We start from the raw sequence: 13,790 nt of genomic DNA, 5'->3' as shown, positions 1-13,790 counted from the left end.
TTGTGCCGGGACGGGCACGGCGGCGCTCGCGGCGCCACCGGCGGCCCCGCCCCCTAAAATCGCGCCCCATGACCTTCATCGACATGCTGCAGGGCGCGGCCGCGCAGAACGACTCCATGCTGTGCGTGGGCCTGGACCCCGAACCCGACCGGTTTCCCGCAGCGATGCGTGGCGACGCCCGCAAGATCTACGACTTCTGCGCCGCCATCGTCGATGCCACCGCCGACCTGGCCTGCGCCTTCAAGCCGCAGATCGCCTATTTCGCCGCGCACCGCGCCGAAGACCAGCTCGAACGCCTCATGGCCCACATGCGCGCCACCGCGCCGCACGTGCCGGTGGTGCTGGACGCCAAGCGCGGCGACATCGGCTCCACCGCCGGGCAGTACGCCCGCGAGGCCTTCGAGCGCTACGGCGCCGATGCGGTGACGCTCTCGCCCTTCATGGGCTTCGATTCCATCGAGCCCTACCTGGCCTACCACGGCAAGGGCGCCTTTTTGCTGTGCCGCACCTCCAACCCGGGCGGCGACGACCTGCAGAACCAGCGGCTGGCCAGCGTGGACGGGCAGCCGCTGCTGTACGAGCACGTCGCGCGGCTGGCGCAGGGCCCGTGGAACACCAACGGCCAGCTGGGCCTGGTGGTGGGTGCCACCTACCCGGCCGAGATCGAGCGCGTGCGCGCCCTGGCGCCCACGTTGCCGCTCTTGATTCCCGGCGTGGGCGCGCAGGGCGGCGATGCGGCGGCCACGGTGCGGGCCGGGCGGCGCGAGGGCGGCCCGATCCTCGTGAACTCGTCCCGCGCCATCCTGTACGCGGCCGATGGCGAGGGCTTCGCCACAGCCGCGCGCGCCGTGGCCTTGGCCACGCGGGACACGTTGAACGCCGCCCGCGCCTGAGCGCCGCGCGCCCTGCCACCCCTTCGCTCAACCACCGCCGGCCATGCAGCTCAAGTGGCTGGAAGACTTCATCGTGCTGGCGCAGGAGCGCAGCTACACCCGCGCGGCCGAGCTGCGCCACGTGACGCACCCGGCCTTCGGGCGCCGCATCCGCGCGCTGGAGGCCTGGGCCGGCACGCCGCTGGTCGAGCCCGGCAGCGGCCCCGTTCGGCTGACGGCGGCGGGCCAGGTCTTTCTGGACACGGCCGAGCAGATGGCGCGCAACCTCGCGCAGTCGCACGAGGAGCTGCGCGCGGTGGCCGGGCGCCAGGCGCGCACCGTCACGCTCACCACGGGCCGCACGTTGGCCCGCACCGTGGTGGCCGACCTGCTGGTGCGGCTGCGCCCGGTGATGAAGGACTGCGAGCTGTGCATCCTGACCCGCGCGCTGGCCGACACCGTGGCCCTGCTGGAGCGCGGCGAGGCGGACTTCTCCATCGCCTACCACCACCCGGCGCTGGCCATCCGGCTGGATGCGCGCCAGTTCTCGCACATCACGCTGGCCTCGGACCGGCTGGTGCCGGTGTCGCGCGCCACGGCGCAGGGCGCGGCGCTGCACCCGCTGGCGGGCGCCGGCCCCATTCCCTACCTGGCCTACGCGCGCACGCTGGCGCTGGGCCGGCTGGTGGAGGACCAGCTGGCGCACCACCCGGTCACGCAGCGCCTGCAGCGCACGGTGGAGTGCGACTCGGCCGATGCGCAATACGAATACGTGCACAAGGGCCTGGGCGTGGCCTGGCTGCCGTGGTCCATGGTGCATGCCGATTGCAAGGCCGGCCGGCTGGCCAAGGCGGGCGACCGCAGCATGGAGGCGAAGTTCGACGTGCGGCTGTACCGGCCCAAGCGCCGGCTGAGCACGCAGGCCGAGGCGATCTGGCACGCCATCGCCACGCGGTGACGGCCCGCGCCGTCATCGGGTTCGCCCCCTTGGCGCCCGCGTGCCGAAACAGCACCATGGCGTGCCGACTCGGCACCCCCGCGCCCCGCCTGCCTTCGCACAATCGGCCCACACCCCACCAGGAGATTCCGATGCATGCCCACCCCGCCTTCCGCCGCACGCTGTTGCTGTGCGGCCTCGCCCTGCTGGCCGCCGGCCCCGCCGCCGCGCAGGACAGCTACCCAAGCAAGCCCATCACCATCGTCGTCGGCTACCCGCCCGGCGGCAGCACCGACCTCACCGGGCGCACGGTGGCGCAGGAACTGGGCGCGCGCCTGGGCGTGCCGGTGGTGATCGAAAACGTGGGTGGCGCCGGCGGCGCCATCGGCGCGCAGAAGGTGGCCAGCGCCGCGCCGGACGGCTACACGCTGCTCGTGGGCGCGAGCAACGAGATCGCCATCAACAAGCTGGTGACCAAGAAGGTCAAGTACGACGTGAAGGACTTCACCGCCATCGGCGTGATCGCATCGCAGCCGCTGGTGCTGGTGGCCTCCACCGGCTCGGGTGTGAAGAACGCGACCGAGTTCACGCAGCGCGTGTCCAAGAACCCCGGCAAGTACAGCTACGGCAGCTCGGGCGTGGGCACCTCGCTCCACCTGGCGGGCGAGATGGTCAAGGAGCAGGGCAAGCTGTTCATGACGCACATCCCCTACCGCGGCGTGGCCCCGCTCACCAACGACCTGCTGGGCAACAACCTGGAGTTCGGCGTGTTCGTGCTCTCCAGCGGCCTGCCCCACATCAAGAGCGGCAAGGTCGTCGCGCTGGGCACGACCGAGGCCAAGCGCTCGGCCATCACGCCCGACATTCCCGCGCTGGCCGAGCTGCCGCAGTACAAGAACGTGGACATCGGCGTGTGGTTCGCCCTGATGGGCCCGGCCAAGCTGCCCAAGCCCGTGCACGACAAGCTCAAGAAGGCGCTGAACGAGGCGCTGCAGTCGCCCGACTTCCGCAAGAAAATGGAAGCCTCCGGCTCGACCGTGGCCTCCACCAGCCTGAACGCCGACCAGTTCATCGCCTCGGAAGTGGCCAAGTACCAGAAGATCGTCGAATTCGCCAAGATCGAGGAGTGACCTTGATGCCCCGGACCTTCGCACTCCCCGCCCCCGACCTCACGCCCTGGCGCGCCGGCAACACCGGCACCGAAGGCGTGTGGCACTTCGACTCCGGCCTGCCCGGCCGCCATGCCCTCATCAGCGCCCTGGTGCACGGCAACGAGCTTTGCGGCGCCTGGGCGCTGCAGGGCCTGCTGGCGGCGGGGCTGCGCCCCCAGCAGGGATCGCTCACGCTGGCGTTCTGCAACCTGGAGGCCTTCGACCGCTTCGATCCGGCCGACCACGACGCCTCGCGCTTCACCGACCAGGACATGAACCGCCAGTGGTCCGACGAGCGCATGGATGCGGGCGACACGCGCGAGCGCCGCCGCGCCGCCGCGCTGCGGCCCTTCGTGGCGCGCGCCGACTGGCTGCTCGACCTGCATTCGATGCACGAGCCCGGGGCGCCGCTCCTGCTCACCGGCCTGCACCCGCGCAACCTGGAGCTGGCCCGCCGCATGGGCGCGCCCGAGCACATCGTGGCCGATGCGGGCCACCAGGACGGCGTGCGCATGCGCGACTACGGGCACTTCGGCCTGCCCGACGCGCAGGCCGGCGACCGGCGCTCGCTGCTGGTGGAATGCGGCTTCCATGGCGCGCTGTCCAGCCGCACCGTGGCCTACGACCAGTGCGCGCGCTTCCTCGCGGCGGCGCAGGTGCTCAGCCCCGAGGCGCTGGCCGCGCTGCTGCCCGGCTGGCGCCAGCCCGATGCGCCACGCCAGTGGGTGCTGGAGGTGACCGGCCCGGTGGTCGCCAAGAGCAGCGCCTTCCGCTTCACGCAGCCGTTCACCGGCCTGGAAGTGATCCCCAAGGCCGGCACGGTGATCGGCGACAACGACGGCGAACCCGTCACCACGCCGTACGACGACTGCGTGCTCGTCATGCCCTCCACGCGCCAGGCGCGCGCAGGGGTGACGGTGGTGCGCTACGCCCGCCGCCGGCCGCTGTAGCGCGTTGAACGGGTGCCGATTGGGCGACCGCGCCCGGTCAGCGCCGCTCCCAGCGCGGCCCGAGCACCACGCACCCCAGCGCCAGCACCACGCAGGCCACGCCGGCCCACTGCCAGGCGGTGACGACCTCGCCCAGCACCAGCAGCCCGGCGGCCAGCCCCACCACGGGCACGCCCAGGCTGAAGGGCGCCACGCGGTTGGCCGGGTAGCGGGTGAGCAGCCCCGTCCACAGGCCGTAGCCGACGATGGTGGCCACCCAGCCCAGGTAGGCGATCGAGCCCCAGGCGACCGGAGGCAGCGCGGCCCAGGCGTCCCAGTGCAGCCAGCGGCCCGCGTCCGCATCGGTCAGGGCCGACAGCGCCGCGAACGGCAGCACCGGCACCAGGCTGCTCCACACCACGAACGACAGCGGCTTGTAGCCCGGCGATGCCCGCTGCGCCATGCGCGAGACAATGTTGGACACCGCCCAGGACGCGGCCGCGCACAGCGTGAGGCAGATGCCCACCATCGTCGCCCCGCCCACGCCCGTGCCGGTGGCCCCCGGCCCGATGAAGTTCATGGCGAAGCACGCCAGGCCCACCGCCGCGATCGCCATGCCTACCACCAGCGGCCGCCCGGGCCGCTCGCGCAGGATGCCGAACGCGAACAGCGCGGTGAAGAACACCTGCGTCTGCATGAGCACGCTGGCCAGCGCCGCCGTCATGCCCAGCTTCAGGGCGAAGAAGCCAAAGCCGAACTGCCCCACGCCCTGGAACAGCCCGAACAGCAGCACCCAGCGCCAGTGCATGCGCGGCGGCTTGAGAAAGAACACCAGCGGCAGCGCGGCGAACAGGTAGCGCACGGCCCCGAGCTGGAACGGCGTGAAGTAGCGCAGGCCCCACTTCATCGCCACGAAATTGACCCCCCAGATGACCACCACCGCCATCGCGGCCAGCACATCGCGCGTGGCCATGGCATCGCCGCCCGGCGCGCGGGCCGCCGCGCTCATGCGGCCCCCCTGCGGCCCGGCAGGCAGGGCAAGCGGAGTCGTCCAGGGCGCGGCAGCGCGGCGAAGGCGAAAGGAAGCACGGGACAGGGCATGCGGCGGTTCGCCGGCAGGCCGGCGCGGAAAAAAGGGGGCTGGGGGAAGGGGGGCGCGAGAAGATCGATTATTCAGCACGGCCCCGGTTTCCGTGTGGCCGCGCGGGACAGCGTGCCGTGTGCGGCCCCGCCCCCGCCCCGCCGACCGCTCAGAGGCTGCGCTGGTTCACGCGCTGCGACAGGGCCTGCGCGCTTTCCCGGCGCTCGCTGTAGCGGTCCACCAGGTAGGCGGCGCCGTCGCGCGTCAGCAGGGTGAATTTCACCAGCTCTTCCATCACATCCACCACGCGCTCGTAGTAGCTCGACGGCTTCATGCGGCCGGCCTCGTCGAATTCGAGGAACGCCTTCGCCACGGAGGACTGGTTGGGGATGGTGACCATGCGCATCCAGCGGCCCAGCACCCGCATCTGGTTGACGGCATTGAAGGACTGCGAGCCGCCCGAGACCTCCATCACCGCCAGCGTCTTGCCCTGGGTGGGTCGCACCGCGCCGACCGACAGCGGAATCCAGTCGATCTGCATCTTGAGGATGCCGGTCATCGCGCCATGGCGCTCGGGGGAGGTCCAGACCATGCCTTCCGCCCATTGGGCGAGCGTGCGCAGCTCGGCCACCTTGGGGTGGTCGTCGGGCGCCGCGTCCGGCATCGGCAGGCCGCGCGGATCGAAGATGCGCGCCTCGGCGCCCAAGGCCCGCAGCAGCCGCGCCGCCTCTTCGGTCAGCAGCCGGCTATAAGACCGCTCGCGCACCGAGCCGTACAGCAGCAGGATGCGCGGGGCATGGGTGGCGCGCCGCGCAGGGAACAGCCGCTCGGGATCGACGGGGGGCAGCAGCGCGGCGTCGAGGTTCGGAAGGTCAGGATTCATACGCGTGTCGGCTTCGCCCTGTCCTCAATCGCAGGCCAGCTGGCGGACGCTGGCTTGCAGCACGGCGGGGTCCAGCCGGTCCGGCGGCAGGGCGACCAGCCGCTCCAGTTGCCGCTTCATGGCGTGCAGCGTGTTGCGGAACGCGCCCAGCTTCTCGGCATCGGTGCCGCCGCCTTCGCTGGGGTCGGCATGGCGCCAGTGGGCGGTGGCCGGGTGCCCCGGCCAGATCGGGCACACCTCGCCGGCCGCGCTGTCGCAGACGGTGATGACCAGGTCCATGGCGGGCGCCCCCGGCGCGGCGAATTCGTCCCAGCTTTTGCTGCGCAGGCCGTCGGTCGCAATGCCTGCGCTGCGCAGCACCTGGATGCCCAACGGATTGGGCCGCTGGTGAGCGCGCGGGTGGCTGCCGGCGGAATGGGCATGGAAGCGGCCCCGGCCCAGGTCGTTGAGCAGGGCCTCGGCCAGGATGCTGCGGGCCGCGTTGTGGGTACAGAGAAAGAGGACGTTCAGGGCGAGTGGGGTGTCGCTCATGGAGGGCTCCGGAGGGCCGGCAGTGCGATGGGGCGAAAGAGCCCGGAGTGGCTGAAGCCCACGCGTGGCTGGCATGGCTAGCACTGGCATGCGTTGGCGGCGGCGGGAAGGCACGGCGCGCCCTGGCAGCAGTTCTCGGTGAGATAGGCCAGCAGGGCGGTCATGGCCGGGTAGGCGGCGCGGTAGATCAGGTTGCGGCCCTGGCGCTCCTGGCTGACGAGGCCTGCGTGCGTCAGTTCCTTGAGGTGGAACGACAGGGTGTTGGGCGCGATCTCCAGGCGCTCGGCCAGGGCGCCGGGCGTGAGGCCCTCCTCGCCCGCCACCACCAGCGCCCGAAAGACACGCAGGCGCACGGCCTGCGCCAGGGCAGCCAGGGCTTGGACCACATCGGATTCATTCATTATTCGACTATACAACAATCATTGAATTATTAAGATGAAAGCGGGAGACAAGGGGCAAAGGCACATGTCTTGCTAGACCCCAGAACCAAACATTTGTTTACACAAAATGCCCATCCTCCACCGCCTCACCCTGCTTCAGAAATTCCTGATCCTCGGCGTGATCGCCGTGCTGATGTCCGCGCTGCCCACCGGGCTGTACGTGCGCGGCGCGCTGCAGGAGATCGGCGATGCGCGCCACGAGAGCGCGGGCGCGCCGGCCATCATCGCGGTCAACCAGGCCGCGCAGTGGCTGCAGGTGCACCGGGGCCTGTCGGCCGCCATGCTCAACGGGGACGAGGTGCTGGGCGCGCGCCGGCCCGCCGTGCGCGATGCGATGAACAAGGCCCTGGCCGAGGCCGACCGGCAGATGGCGGCTGCCGCGGCCCCCGCGGCGCAGGTCAAGGCCTGGGCCGACGCGGCGCAGGCCTGGCGCGCGCTGGAGCAGGCCGTGGCGGCCCGCGCGCTGCCCGCCGCGCAGGCCCTGGCGCAGCACACGCAGCTGGTGGCCGACCTGCTGCGGGTGAGCGAGGAGCTGCTGCACGCCTACGGCTTCCAGACCGATCCCGACACCGCCACGCAGGACCTGATCCAGGCCTCGCTGGTCCACGCCCCGCTGCTGGGCGAAAAAATCGGCCTGCTGCGCGGCCAAGGCGCCGGGTACCTCGCGCGCGCCAGCCTGCCGCCCGAGGGCAAGGGCTCGCTGCAGGCGCTGCAGCAGCGCGTGGGCGAGTTGGAGGAAAGCACCTTCCGCAATTTCGACCGCGCCATGGCCGGCGATGCCAGCCTGCAGCAGGCGCTGGGCGCCCAGGTGTCGGCCGTGCGCCAGCGCGTGGCCGCATCGCGCGGCCTGGCCGACCGGGGGCTGCTCAAGGCCACCGAGATCACCCTGCCCGCCAAGGACTACTTCGACGACCTCTCGGCAACCATCGAGGCGCTGAGCGCCCTGAACGCCACCGCCATGGCCAGCCTGGAGGCCGCGCTGCAGCAGCGCGTGGCCCGCCACCAGCGTGCCCTGGGTGTCGCCGCGCTGGCCATGGCGCTGGCGCTGGCCCTCGCGGGCGGGCTGGCGGCGGTCTTCGTGCGCTCCATCACCCGGCCGCTGGCGCAGGCCGTGGACCTGGCCAGCGCCGTGGCCGCGGGCGACCTGAGCGGCGAGGACACCGCCCACGGCAGCAACGAGGTGGGCCGGCTCATCGCCGCGCAGCAGCAGATGCGCGCGCGCCTCAAGCCCATGGTGGCGCAGGTGCGCAGCGGCTCCGAGGGCGTGGCCACCGCCAGCGCCCAGATCGCCCAGGGCAACATGGACCTGTCGGCCCGCACCGAGGCCCAGGCCCAGCGCACTGGAGGAAACCGCCGCCTCCATGGAGGAGATGACCGCCACCGTGCGCCAGAACGCCGACAGCGCGCGGCAGGCAAACCAGCTCGCCGAACACGCCAGCACCGTGGCCGTGCAGGGCGGCGCCGTGGTCACGCGCGTGGTGGAGACCATGCAGGGGATCCACGCCGCCTCGCGCAAGATCGGCGACATCATCGGCGTGATCGACGGCATCGCCTTCCAGACCAACATCCTGGCGCTGAACGCCGCGGTGGAAGCCGCCCGCGCGGGCGAGCAGGGCCGCAGCTTCGCCGTCGTGGCCGGCGAGGTGCGCAGCCTGGCCGGCCGCAGCGCCGAGGCGGCCAAGGAGATCAAGGCGCTGATCGGCGCCAGCGTGGAACGGGTGGCGCAGGGCAGCGCCCTGGCCGACCAGGCGGGCAGCACCATGACCGACGTGGTCACCGCCATCCGCCGCGTGACGGACATCATGGGCGAGATCAGCGCGGCCAGCCACGAGCAGTCGCTGGGCGTCTCCCAGGTGGGCGAGGCCGTCACCGAGATGGACCAGGCCACCCAGCAGAACGCCGCGCTGGTGGAGGAGATGGCCGCCGCGGCGAACAGCCTGCGGGCGCAGGCGGAAGAGCTGGTTCGGGCGGCGGGGGTGTTTCGGCTGGGGGCTGGGGATGCGGTGGTGCAGCCAGGCGATACGCTACAAATTCGATAGCAATATGCCCTAGTACTGATTGCGCTGGTGGCATTTTTCGCGGCCCTTTCCTGCCCTCCCTGCCGACCCCGGCGGCAGCGCGGACCGGTCAGGGCGCCTCGCCGGCCCGGCAGGGCGCGGCCGCCAGCAGGCGGGCAGCGTACAGGAACGCCTTCGGACCGACCCAGCTGACGCTCCAGTCGCCCGCCACCGGCACCTGGCGCTTGTGCGCGATCACTATCTGCCGTTTCGGCACCACCAGGATGTACTGGCCGTGCACGCCCCAGGCCATGTAGGCGCCTGCCAGGGGCGAGTCCGGCGGCTCCTGCAGCAGCCACCACAGATAGCCGTACCCGAAGCCGCGCCGCGCGGTGTGCGCCGGGTGCATCTCCGAGGCCGGCGTCGTGGGCCGCGTGGTCTGCACCACCCAATCCGCCGGAATGATCTGCCGCCCGCGCCAGCGGCCCTGCTGCAGCATCAGATGGCCCAGCCGAGCCATGTCGCGCGTGGACAGGAAGAAGGGATAGGCCAGGTGCTCCGACCGCCGGGCATCGCCGCTGCGCACATGCCGCGCCGGGTCGAAGTCCTGCAGCTGCAGCGGCGCGGCCAGATCGTCCGCGAAGGCCTGGTAGATGCTGCGCCCCGTCATGCGCTCGAAGGCCGTGCCGGCCGCGTTGAAGTCCCAGTTGTTGTAGAGGAAATAGCGGCCCGGCACCTGAGAGCCGCGCGCCGGCGCGGCCGCCGCGTCGTCGCCCCCATTGGCGGCCGCATGGTAGACGCCCGAACGCGCCGTGAGCAGGTCACGCAATGTCGCCTGCCGCTCGATCGGCAGCAGCCCGCCCGTGTCGTCGATGCCCAGGTCCGCCAGCGTGCGGTCGAGGTCGATGGTGCCGTCCGCCACGGGCGGGCCGTACCCGAACAGCACCCGGCCGTCCTGCACCGCCATCAGGGCGGTCGTGTCCAGGGTGCGAAGGTAGTCGCCGGCGACTGCGAGACCGCGGCGGCAGGCCGGCCCCTGCTCCGCGACGGGCTGGGGCTCCCACGATGCGCCGGGAAAGGCGGCGGGCACGGGCGCCGTCGAAGCCGGTGGGACGGACGTACACGCGCTGGCGAGCAGCAGCAGGGCCGCGCCGCACAGGGTTCGCAAAAGCATCGGCATGGAATGGAAGGGGCAGCGTGGTGGGGCGCGGAATGGGTTCAGCGGTCCGGCCCCCTGCTGCCGGAGCCAGGAACCGAAACCGCCGGGCCGGTGCAGATCGGCCCGGGAAATGCCATCAATTAAATAGCAATATGCCCTAGTCCTGATTGCGCTGGCGCCCTATTTTGCGCTAATCCTTTTCCAGTCTGCCAGCGCCGTTCTCCCGCGGCAGCACGATGCGCGCCCGCAGCCCCTGCCCGGGCGCGGCATGCAGTTCCAGCGTGCCCCCGTGCGCCCGCGCCACGCGCTCCACGATCGCCAGGCCCAGCCCCGCCCCCGGCGACCCCGAGCGCGCCGCGCCGCCGCGCGCGAACGGCTCGCGCACGCGGGCGAGGTCCTGCGGCGCGATGCCCGGGCCGCCGTCCTGCACCTCGATCCACGCGGCCGCCCCCTGCGCGGCCCCGCCAGTGCGCAGCACCACGGGGGCGGCGCCGTGGCGCCAGGCGTTTTCCACCAGGTTGTCCACGGCGCGGCGCAGGGCTTGGGGGCGCAGGGGCAGCGGCGGGGCGCCGCCCGGCTCCACGCGCACGGTGCGGCCATGATCCGCCTGGGCCTGGGCGACGGCGTCGGCCAGGGCGTCGAGCGATTCGCGCACCGGGGCCTCGGCCTCGCCCACCCGGGCGAAGTCGAGGAACTGACCGACGATGGCATCCATCTCGTCGATGCTGCGCGCCATGCTGGCGGCCAGGTCGCCGTCCAGCCGGGGCTGCGCGATCTCCACGCCCAGGCGCAGCTTGGTGAGCGGCGTGCGCAGGTCGTGCGACACGCCGGCCAGCATCAGTGCGCGGTCATGGTCGGCACGGGCCAGGGCGAGCGCCATGGCGTTGATGCTGCGGCTGACGGTGGCGAGTTCCTCGGGCCCCTCCTCGGGCAGGAGCGGCGGCGGCTGGCCGCGCGCGATGCGCCGGGCCGCAGCCACCACGCGCGCCAGCGGCCGGTGCAGGTGCCGCTGCAGCCACCAGGCCGCGGCCAGCGCCAGCAGCATGCCGGCCACCGTGGCCATCAGCCAGGCGCCCGTGGCCTCCCGCGTGGGGAACAGGCCGGGCAGGCCGAGCCAGTGGTCCGCGCCGTCGAAGGACACGCGCAGCACGAGCCCGCCGGCCTCGTCGCGCCGCCAGCGGGGGGCGGTGGCGGCGCCAGCGCGGTCGGGATCGGCCGCCAGGCGGCGCTCCACGGCCTGCATGAAGGTGCGCTCCACGGGCGAGGTCCGTGCGCCGGGCGCGGCGCCAGCGGCCGTGCCGGCCAGTTGCCGGGCGCGGCGGTTGAAGGCGTCGGTGAACGCCGCCCGCTGCGCGGGCGGCAGCGCGGCCAAGCCGGCGCGCAGCGCATCGACATGGCGGGCCACGCCCTCGGCCACCTGCTCGGCGCGGGGGCGCAGGACCATCTGCCGTGCCACCCAGGCCGCGCACAGCTGGCCCAGCACCACCAGGGCCGCCACCAGCAGCCACTGCCGCCCGAGCAGGCTGCGCGGCCAGCGCGCGCGGCGCGCCCCGGTCGCGGACCCGGCCGGGGCGCTCATGGGGCGGCCTCCGCGCCATCGGCGGGCGGCGGCGCCGTGGCATCCGGCACGAACACGTAGCCCACGCCCCACACGGTGCGGATGTGGCGCGGCCGGGCCGGGTCCGCCTCGATCAGCTTGCGCAGGCGCATGACCTGCACGTCGATGCTGCGGTCGGTGGCGGCATGCGCCGGCCCGTGGGCGAGCGCGATGAGCCGGTCGCGCCCCAGCGGGCGGTGCGGGTGGCCGGCCAGCACGCGCAGCAGCGCGAATTCGGCGGTGGTGATGGGCAGGTCCTGCCCCGCGCGCTCGAGCCGGCGCTCGTCCAGCCACAGCGTGAAATCGCCGAACGCCACGCGCCCGGCCGAGGGCGCGGAGCCGGCGTGCGCACCCAGCATGCGCTGGCGCCGCACCATGGCCTGGATGCGCGCGAGCAGTTCGCGCGGCTGAAAGGGTTTCGGCAGGTAGTCGTCGGCGCCCATCTCCAGGCCGACGATGCGGTCCACCGGGTCGCCGCGCGCGGTCAGCATGAGGATGGGAATGGTCTCGCCCTGCGCGCGCAGGCGGCGGCAGATGGCCAGGCCGTCCTCGCCCGGCATCATCACGTCCAGCACCAGCACGTCGAAGCGCTCGCGCGCCAGCAGCCGGTCGAGCGGGCCGGCGCCGTCGACCGTGCGCACGGCGTAGCCGTGGTCGCCCAGGTAGCGCTCCAGCAGCGCCCGCAGGTCGGGTTCGTCATCGGCCACCAGAATCCGGGCCAGCGCATCGGTCATGGAAAAACCCCTGTGATTGCCCACGATGGTAGGGCCGGCCCGCGGCGCCATCGGCATGCCCGTGTCAGGCCATGACAGGACCTGGCGCAGCGGTCATGGTTTGTCATCACTTGGAATGCGCGGGCCATCGTTTTGGAACGGTGGCGCGGCACAGTGGCGGCGAGGGCGCAGCGATCCGCGCACGGCGCCCCACCCAACCGCCACTGCCCTCCCAGGAGCCCGATGCCATGACCGCCCACGCCCCCGCCCACACCGCCACCCACTCGCCGTCCCACCGCCTTGCGCCCCCTCGGCTGCGCCACACGCTCGTGGCCGCGCTGCTGCTGGCCGGCGCCGCATGGGCCTTGCCGGCGCAGGCCCAGGGGCCCTGGCAGGGGCGCTGGGCCGGGGGCGGGGGCCTGAAGACCGTCGGGTGGATGGGAGAGCAGAGCCCCCGCAGCATTTCGCGGCTGCCCGAGGGCGTGCAGCGCCTCTTCGACGTGCCCTACGGCAACGACCCGCTGCAGCGCATGGACGTGTACCTGCCGCCCGCCTCCGCGCGGCCGGCCGCCGGGCCACGGGCGCCGATCCTCTTCATGGTCCACGGCGGCGCGTGGCGCACGGGCGACAAGGCCATGGAGCGCGTGGTGCAGGAGAAGGTGGCGCGCTGGGTGCCGCTCGGTTTCGTGCTGGTGTCGGTCAACTACCGGCTGCTGCCGGACACGGGCGTGGCGCTGCAGGCGCACGACGTGGCCACGGCCCTCGCCACGGTCCAGCAGCGGGCGGCGCAGTGGGGGGCCGACGGCACCCGGACCGTGCTCATGGGCCATTCGGCGGGCGCGCACCTGGTGGCGCTGCTGAACGCCCAGCCGGCGCTGGCGCAGCGCGCGGGCGCGGCGCCCTGGCTGGGCGCGGTGTCGCTGGACAGCGCGGTGCTGGACCTGCCCGCCCTCATGGGGGCGCCCCACGCCCCGCTCTACGACGAGGCCTTCGGCGACGACCCGGCCTATTGGGCGGCGCTGTCGCCCTACGACCAGCTGGTGCCGGGCGCGGCGCCGTTCCAGTTCGTGTGCTCGACCGTGCGCCCGGACCACCCATGCCAGCAGGCCGTGCACATGGCCCGCCGCGTGCGCGAGGCCGGCGGCCGCGCCGAGGTGCTGCCGCAGGCGCTCTCGCATGGCGACATCAACGGTACCCTGGGGCTGGACAGCGACTACACGCGGGCCGTGGAAACGTTCATGGCCTCGCTCGACGGCGAAGTGGCGCGGCGGCTGGGACGCTGACGGCGCAGCCGGGCATGGCGGCCGAGGGAGCGGACCGGCGCGCCCCGCTGCCGCGGTAACAACCGGACACAGACCGGATGTAACAGCTGCATCGGCCTGTCATCGGAATGGGCGGGCACGCCGTTCCCAAAAATTCCTGCCCCTCCTCGCGCGCCGCCGTCGCCCCGACGCCCCGGCGATGCCCGTGTCCCCATCCGCCACGCTCCCGTTTGCCCGG

Annotated in this window: 12 protein-coding genes and 1 pseudogene; 6 read left to right on the top strand and 7 right to left on the bottom strand. The window is 73.0% G+C overall.

The window, feature by feature from the left end; genetic code table 11:
* Window positions 1-68: 68 nt before the first annotated feature.
* From pyrF to M5C96_RS00505, 4 genes are all read left to right on the top strand, one after another.
* Complete coding sequence (gene pyrF, locus M5C96_RS00520) at window positions 69-893, top strand: orotidine-5'-phosphate decarboxylase (protein ID WP_272566499.1); 825 nt, start codon at window positions 69-71, stop codon at window positions 891-893.
* 43 nt (window positions 894-936) lie between these two features.
* Window positions 937-1,830: a LysR family transcriptional regulator gene (locus M5C96_RS00515; RefSeq protein WP_272550340.1), complete on the top strand. Its 894-nt coding sequence runs from the start codon at window positions 937-939 to the stop codon at window positions 1,828-1,830.
* Window positions 1,831-1,961: 131 nt separating this feature from the next.
* On the top strand, window positions 1,962-2,939 hold the full coding sequence (locus tag M5C96_RS00510; RefSeq protein ID WP_272566498.1) for a Bug family tripartite tricarboxylate transporter substrate binding protein: 978 nt from the start codon (window positions 1,962-1,964) through the stop codon (window positions 2,937-2,939).
* Between the two features lie 5 nt (window positions 2,940-2,944).
* Entirely contained in the window at window positions 2,945-3,910 is a 966-nt protein-coding gene (locus M5C96_RS00505; RefSeq protein WP_272566496.1) for a succinylglutamate desuccinylase/aspartoacylase domain-containing protein, read from the top strand.
* Between the two features lie 37 nt (window positions 3,911-3,947).
* Here the strand turns inward: M5C96_RS00505 and M5C96_RS00500 are convergent, their stop codons facing one another.
* The 4 genes from M5C96_RS00500 to M5C96_RS00485 all read right to left on the bottom strand — a co-directional run bounded on the left by M5C96_RS00500 (window position 3,948) and on the right by M5C96_RS00485 (window position 6,785).
* Window positions 3,948-4,898, bottom strand: a complete 951-nt coding sequence (locus M5C96_RS00500) for an EamA family transporter (protein WP_272566494.1) — start codon at window positions 4,896-4,898, stop codon at window positions 3,948-3,950.
* A gap of 241 nt (window positions 4,899-5,139) precedes the next feature.
* Complete coding sequence (gene arsH, locus M5C96_RS00495) at window positions 5,140-5,853, bottom strand: arsenical resistance protein ArsH (RefSeq protein ID WP_272566493.1); 714 nt, start codon at window positions 5,851-5,853, stop codon at window positions 5,140-5,142.
* A gap of 24 nt (window positions 5,854-5,877) precedes the next feature.
* A complete protein-coding gene (locus tag M5C96_RS00490; RefSeq protein WP_272566492.1) occupies window positions 5,878-6,384 on the bottom strand; it encodes an arsenate reductase ArsC in 507 nt (168 codons plus the stop codon).
* Between the two features lie 77 nt (window positions 6,385-6,461).
* Entirely contained in the window at window positions 6,462-6,785 is a 324-nt protein-coding gene (locus tag M5C96_RS00485) for an ArsR/SmtB family transcription factor (RefSeq protein WP_272566491.1), read from the bottom strand.
* Window positions 6,786-6,891: 106 nt separating this feature from the next.
* On the opposite strand from M5C96_RS00485, the pseudogene M5C96_RS00480 reads away from it, so the two are divergent.
* Window positions 6,892-8,863: pseudogene (locus M5C96_RS00480) on the top strand (methyl-accepting chemotaxis protein).
* 88 nt (window positions 8,864-8,951) lie between these two features.
* Here M5C96_RS00480 and M5C96_RS00475 read toward each other — a convergent pair.
* From M5C96_RS00475 to M5C96_RS00465, 3 genes are all read right to left on the bottom strand, one after another.
* The gene (locus tag M5C96_RS00475) at window positions 8,952-9,995 is read right to left on the bottom strand and encodes a serine hydrolase domain-containing protein (protein ID WP_272566489.1); all 1,044 of its coding nucleotides are present in this window, start codon (window positions 9,993-9,995) and stop codon (window positions 8,952-8,954) included.
* A gap of 175 nt (window positions 9,996-10,170) precedes the next feature.
* A complete protein-coding gene (locus tag M5C96_RS00470) occupies window positions 10,171-11,559 on the bottom strand; it encodes an ATP-binding protein (RefSeq protein ID WP_272566488.1) in 1,389 nt (462 codons plus the stop codon).
* Entirely contained in the window at window positions 11,556-12,311 is a 756-nt protein-coding gene (locus tag M5C96_RS00465) for a response regulator (RefSeq protein ID WP_272566487.1), read from the bottom strand. Before M5C96_RS00465 ends, M5C96_RS00470 begins: the two co-directional genes overlap by 4 nt.
* A gap of 227 nt (window positions 12,312-12,538) precedes the next feature.
* On the opposite strand from M5C96_RS00465, the gene M5C96_RS00460 reads away from it, so the two are divergent.
* A complete protein-coding gene (locus tag M5C96_RS00460; RefSeq protein WP_272566486.1) occupies window positions 12,539-13,573 on the top strand; it encodes an alpha/beta hydrolase in 1,035 nt (344 codons plus the stop codon).
* Window positions 13,574-13,790 lie beyond the last annotated feature (217 nt).

The organism is Acidovorax sp. GBBC 1281, assembly GCF_028473645.1.
Classification (GTDB): Bacteria; Pseudomonadota; Gammaproteobacteria; order Burkholderiales; family Burkholderiaceae_C; genus Paracidovorax.
This window is presented reverse-complemented; position numbering and strand designations above follow the sequence as displayed.

Bases quoted from the DNA above. Each gene is read 5' to 3' on its own strand.
- pyrF (WP_272566499.1), top strand. From the start codon at position 69: ATGACCTTCATCGACATGCTGCAGGGCGCGGCCGCGCAGAACGACTCC.
- M5C96_RS00515 (WP_272550340.1), top strand. From the start codon at position 937: ATGCAGCTCAAGTGGCTGGAAGACTTCATCGTGCTGGCGCAGGAGCGC.
- M5C96_RS00510 (WP_272566498.1), top strand. From the start codon at position 1,962: ATGCATGCCCACCCCGCCTTCCGCCGCACGCTGTTGCTGTGCGGCCTC.
- M5C96_RS00505 (WP_272566496.1), top strand. From the start codon at position 2,945: ATGCCCCGGACCTTCGCACTCCCCGCCCCCGACCTCACGCCCTGGCGC.
- M5C96_RS00500 (WP_272566494.1), bottom strand. From the start codon at position 4,898: ATGAGCGCGGCGGCCCGCGCGCCGGGCGGCGATGCCATGGCCACGCGC.
- arsH (WP_272566493.1), bottom strand. From the start codon at position 5,853: ATGAATCCTGACCTTCCGAACCTCGACGCCGCGCTGCTGCCCCCCGTC.
- M5C96_RS00490 (WP_272566492.1), bottom strand. From the start codon at position 6,384: ATGAGCGACACCCCACTCGCCCTGAACGTCCTCTTTCTCTGTACCCAC.
- M5C96_RS00485 (WP_272566491.1), bottom strand. From the start codon at position 6,785: ATGAATGAATCCGATGTGGTCCAAGCCCTGGCTGCCCTGGCGCAGGCC.
- M5C96_RS00475 (WP_272566489.1), bottom strand. From the start codon at position 9,995: ATGCTTTTGCGAACCCTGTGCGGCGCGGCCCTGCTGCTGCTCGCCAGC.
- M5C96_RS00470 (WP_272566488.1), bottom strand. From the start codon at position 11,559: ATGAGCGCCCCGGCCGGGTCCGCGACCGGGGCGCGCCGCGCGCGCTGG.
- M5C96_RS00465 (WP_272566487.1), bottom strand. From the start codon at position 12,311: ATGACCGATGCGCTGGCCCGGATTCTGGTGGCCGATGACGAACCCGAC.
- M5C96_RS00460 (WP_272566486.1), top strand. From the start codon at position 12,539: ATGACCGCCCACGCCCCCGCCCACACCGCCACCCACTCGCCGTCCCAC.